Source organism: Treponema sp. R6D11, from assembly GCF_054786075.1.
Genome location: NZ_BDHD01000146.1, coordinates 1 through 4,550, shown reverse-complemented (window position 1 = coordinate 4,550; position 4,550 = coordinate 1). Strand labels below are relative to the sequence as shown.

Here is a 4,550-nt window from a genome sequence, read left to right as displayed (position 1 = left end):
CCTTTACGGCGTGATACTGCGAGGCGAGGCTTCTGGTTTGGTTTTCCGTTTTTAGCCAAGTTTTTCACATGCCGATTTAATAACAGACAGTTTTTCCAATAAAAACTCTGTATCTTCGGCGGGTAATTCCTTATTATCGGGGTAAACAACTTCTTCTTTTTCTTTCGCCTTATATTTTTTAATTAACGATTCCAACGCTTCTATAAATACATGCGTATCGCTCTTAATTGCCGAAATATTTTTTTCCAATCCGGCTTTTTCAAGATTAGCCGCCATGAGCGCGTGTTCCGCCTCATACATATTTCCAAGGGCGCTTTTCATCGAATGAACGCTTATTATGTAACTTTGCAGGTCGTCCTGCCTTTTAAAATTATTTTCCATCAGTTGTTTAAGCGTAGAAACGGCTTTTTCAGCCTCCATTATAAAAGCATGGGTGATTTTTTCGTCGTAATTTGACTGTTTTGTTTTGGCGGCATTGTTTTTTAACCTTGCTTTAAGTTTTCTGGCGGTCTCTACCACCTGCGGCGATTGCGTGTCGCGGACAAACTTGTTAAGTATCGCGTCCAACTGGCGCACGTCTATAGGCTTGGAAACAAACCCGTTAAAACCTTTTTCTATAAATATTTCCGCCTGTCCTATCATCGCGTTGGCGGTAAGAGCGACAATCGGCCTTTGATACCCTATATCCCGTATGATTTTCGTCGCCTGTATTCCGTCCATTTTAGGCATAAAATGGTCCATAAAAACAATATCGTAAGTGCAGCCTGAGTTAATCTTTTCTATCGCGTCAAATCCGCTTGTGACGGTTTCCGTCGACAAACCGTAAAGATCCATAAGCCCGCGGGCGACATACAGGTTGGTTTCCACATCGTCCACGATTAAGATTCTGCCGTACGGCATATACTCACGGTCAATTTGAGGCAGATTATGCGCTGACAACGCCTGCCCAATACGGAACTTTTTAAATTTTTCCGTCGCTTCCTTGCCGAGAGGGGTATTGTCCGCTATCACCTGGGGCAGGCTGACCGTAAACACCGAGCCTTTTTTCGGTTCGCTCTCGACTGATATATCGCCTTCCATAATTTGCACAAGGTACTTTGTAATCGGCATGCCAAGCCCGATACCGTCTACGGCATGGTTGGCCTCAAGGTTAAAACGGGTGTATTCCTCAAACAATTCTCCAAGCTGTTCCTTGGTCATGCCCTGCCCGGTATCCTGCACGCGGAAAACAAGCTTTATCCTGTTATTATCAATTTTAACAACGCCGTTTTCCGACTCGGCGGAAACAGAGAACAAAATCTCGCCTTGGTCGGTATACTTAAAAGCGTTCGTAAGAAGGTTATTTAAAATTTGCTTTATCCGCAGATCGTCGCCGAATAGTGACGAAGGAATATTATCGTCCACATGAATTACAAAATGAATCGGCTTATTGTCGTAATGCATTACAAACATATTTAACGTGTCGTTAATAAGATCGGCGACATTATAATTAACCGGCTCCAGATCCAGTTTGCCCGCTTCTATTTTAGAAAGGTCCAATATGTTGTTGATAATTTTTAAAAGCAGAAAGCCTGAATTGTAAATATTGGTTAACGCTTCTTTTGTTTCCTTTGAATTCTTTTCATTTTGCAGTTGTATTTCGGTAATGCCCAAAATCACGTTCATCGGCGTCCGTATTTCATGGCTCATATTGGCAAGAAACGCGTTTTTATGGCGGCTTGACTGTTCCGCGTTTTGTTTTTCGCCCATTAATTTTGTCATTTCGCGAAGATCGCGCGTGTATCCGGTAACAATATAGTCATTTTGATAACTGACGCGGACAAGCGTAATTTCACAGGGAATAATTTCCCCGTTCAGTTTCTGGTGATCCCATAAAAACCGGCAGTACCCATCGTCAAACGCTTTTTTTATATATTCGTACGCCTTTTCACTCGACAGTCTTCCGTCTTTCTGGCGTTCCGGCGAAAGTTCAAAAAACCTGTCTAGATATTCCTGCTTGCTTGCCACTTCAAACAGTTTTACCGCCTCGGCATTGGTTAAGATGTTTTTATATTCCCTGTTCCAAAAATTCATGACAAGGGGGGTAGCGTCAAGCAAAACTTGCAGCTGTTCGTCCGCTTCGAAAGACAAATGTTTTTTTATTATTCTTGTCAGTAATTTATTTATGAACGGCCGTATTAAAGGCATGAAGCTACCTTGGTAAACTGATCCCTTATTTCATAGAATACTTCCGTTATCTGAGGATCAAACTGCTTCCCCTTGCTTTCCATAATGATATTAATAACCTGTTCGGCGCTTAACGCTGGCTTGTACGGGCGTTTCGACGACAAAGCGTCATAAACGTCGACAACCGCCATTACGCGCCCCTGCAGGGGAATCTCTTCTCCTTTTAAGCCGTGCGGGTATCCTTGCCCGTCCCATCTTTCGTGATGGTAACTTGCGAATAATTTGGCGAAATGCAAAAAATCCTCGTCTCCCGCCTGGCTGATAATTTTATCGATTATGCGCTCCCCTTCCGCGGCGTGAATTTTCATTATTTCAAATTCTTCTTTTGTAAGGTTGGCGGGCTTGTTCAAAATTAAATCGGAAACGGCGATTTTGCCGACATCGTGCAGTCTTGCCGACGAAACGGCCAAATCAATATCCCATGTGTCCAATTCGTCAACATACACGCCTCTTTCTCTCATCGCGTTAATTAACAGCCGCAGATATTCGGTCGTCCTTTCTATATGACCGCCCGTAGTTTTATCCCTGCTTTCAAGCATTTCCGCCATAACAGAGACCATGCTGGTTTTTATTCTTTGAAGGCTTTCGGTCTTCTGTTCAAGCAACGCGGTTCTTTCGCGGATAATTTCGTCAATATTTAAGTGGGTTTTTATCCGGTTAACCAATACGGCTTCGGAAAACGGCTTGGAAATAAAATCTACCGCCCCCATTTCAAAACCCGTGGCTTCCGTCGCGGGATCGTTTTTGTTTGTTAAAAATATGACGGGAATATCCATATAATTTGTGTCGACTTTTAATTTTGCCATCGCCTCCAAACCGTCCATCTCTGGCATAATTATATCCAAAAGGATCAGGTTCGGAATAATGTTGTTTAGAAGCTCAAACATATCGGCTGCGGACGGAAGCGTGTAAACATTGTAGTATTTTGACAAGGCTTTTTCCGCGGCAATAAGATTGACATCATTATCATCAACAATAAAAATAGTTTTCAAAGCCCATGCACTCCCATTGTCTGAATAATGAAAAGTAATATTTACACAATTTTACGTTAAAAAAGGCGTTATTTCAAGTGGAAATATCGTTTAAAATAGGTTAAAAATTCGATTCAATGGCGTTAATTACGCGACAGTTGCGATAAGGCAAATAAATAGCCCGAAAGCTTGTTTAAATAAACGCCCGCGTCATGGCTTAACGGCAGTTCTTCATTAAGGGCGGCAAACAGCCTTTCCGTTCTTCTGGCGACGGTTCTTGCGATATGGATTTGGGCTTCAATAACGTCGCGCCCGGGCAATACAAATTGAGTTTGTTTCGGAAGCAGTGCGTTTATCCTGTTAATTTCTTTTTCCAGACAGGCGGGTTCTTTTTCTGAAAAAACATATTTAACGTCCGAAGGATCGGAAACATGCGACATAAGCTTCATAAGGTTCTTTTGAATTTCTTCGATGAACAGGCGCGCGGCGCTATCGGCATCACTGCCGCCTTCAAGCAGGGCCTTTACAAGCCCCAAATGGGAATTAAGCTCGTCCGCCGTTCCGATAAAATGAATTATAGGGTCGTTTTTTGACGTTTTTTGCCCGTTTAGGAGAGTCGTCATCTACAAAGTGTCCGGCGAATCCAGCCATGCGGGCAGCTGCATATTGGTCTCCAGATACCCCATTCTGCGTTTCTTTATCGAAATATCCATAAGCACATAACCGTCATTTTCCATCACGCGCATACGGTTAATTGATATCGGATCATTTTCCGAGATGCCGGCCTCGTCGGCGACAGAGCCGCGCACGACTTTTGTTACGACAAAGTTAGACGAAAATAAACCGCCGTACACGGGGGAAAGAATCATGCCGAACAAGGGGGCCGCCACTCTTTCGCGTTTGTCCACTTTTGCCGCGTCCGACAAAGGAAGATCCGGGCGGCGGACGGTCATAAGAATATTTTTCTTTACTACGCCTTCCGAGTCGACTGTTTCAATGGCGACAAGTTCCCCAGGGCCCGCCGGAAAAATAATACTTTGCATCGCGGGTATCAGGGTGCCCTGTGCCGCCGTTATCGTCTTTCCGTTAATTGATTTTATGTAGGAGCCTTCGCGCAAAAGCTGGCGCGAGGCGGGGGTATTGGGCGAGGTGTAGATGATCTGGGCCCCCTGCAATGTTTCACATAATGTAAGGCCAAGCCATGGCCTCTGCGCTTTCCCGCCTTTTATCATAGCCGGAAGGGCCGCGGCGAGCGTTTCCGCGGGGATGGCGAAGTTCAGTCCCTGATGATACGCGATACCGGCAAAAACAATTCCAACAAGCCGCCCTTCGCCGTCTACCAAGGGACCGCCT

At 44.5% G+C, this 4,550-nt stretch carries 4 protein-coding genes; all 4 read right to left on the bottom strand.

Annotation, left to right across the window (positions count from 1 at the left end; all coding sequences use genetic code 11):
- Window positions 1-51 precede the first annotated feature (51 nt).
- Entirely contained in the window at window positions 52-2,187 is a 2,136-nt protein-coding gene (locus ACYVTD_RS10080; RefSeq protein ID WP_461247651.1) for an ATP-binding protein, read from the bottom strand.
- Window positions 2,178-3,218 carry an HD domain-containing phosphohydrolase gene (locus tag ACYVTD_RS10075; RefSeq protein ID WP_461247650.1) on the bottom strand — a complete coding sequence of 347 codons (1,041 nt, stop codon included), beginning with the start codon at window positions 3,216-3,218 and terminating at the stop codon, window positions 2,178-2,180. Before ACYVTD_RS10075 ends, ACYVTD_RS10080 begins: the two co-directional genes overlap by 10 nt.
- 122 nt (window positions 3,219-3,340) lie before the next feature.
- A complete protein-coding gene (locus ACYVTD_RS10070; RefSeq protein WP_461247649.1) occupies window positions 3,341-3,820 on the bottom strand; it encodes a cob(I)yrinic acid a,c-diamide adenosyltransferase in 480 nt (159 codons plus the stop codon).
- Window positions 3,821-4,550, bottom strand: a 730-nt coding sequence (locus ACYVTD_RS10065; protein ID WP_461247648.1) for a S1C family serine protease, incomplete at its 5' end; no start/stop codon positions are given.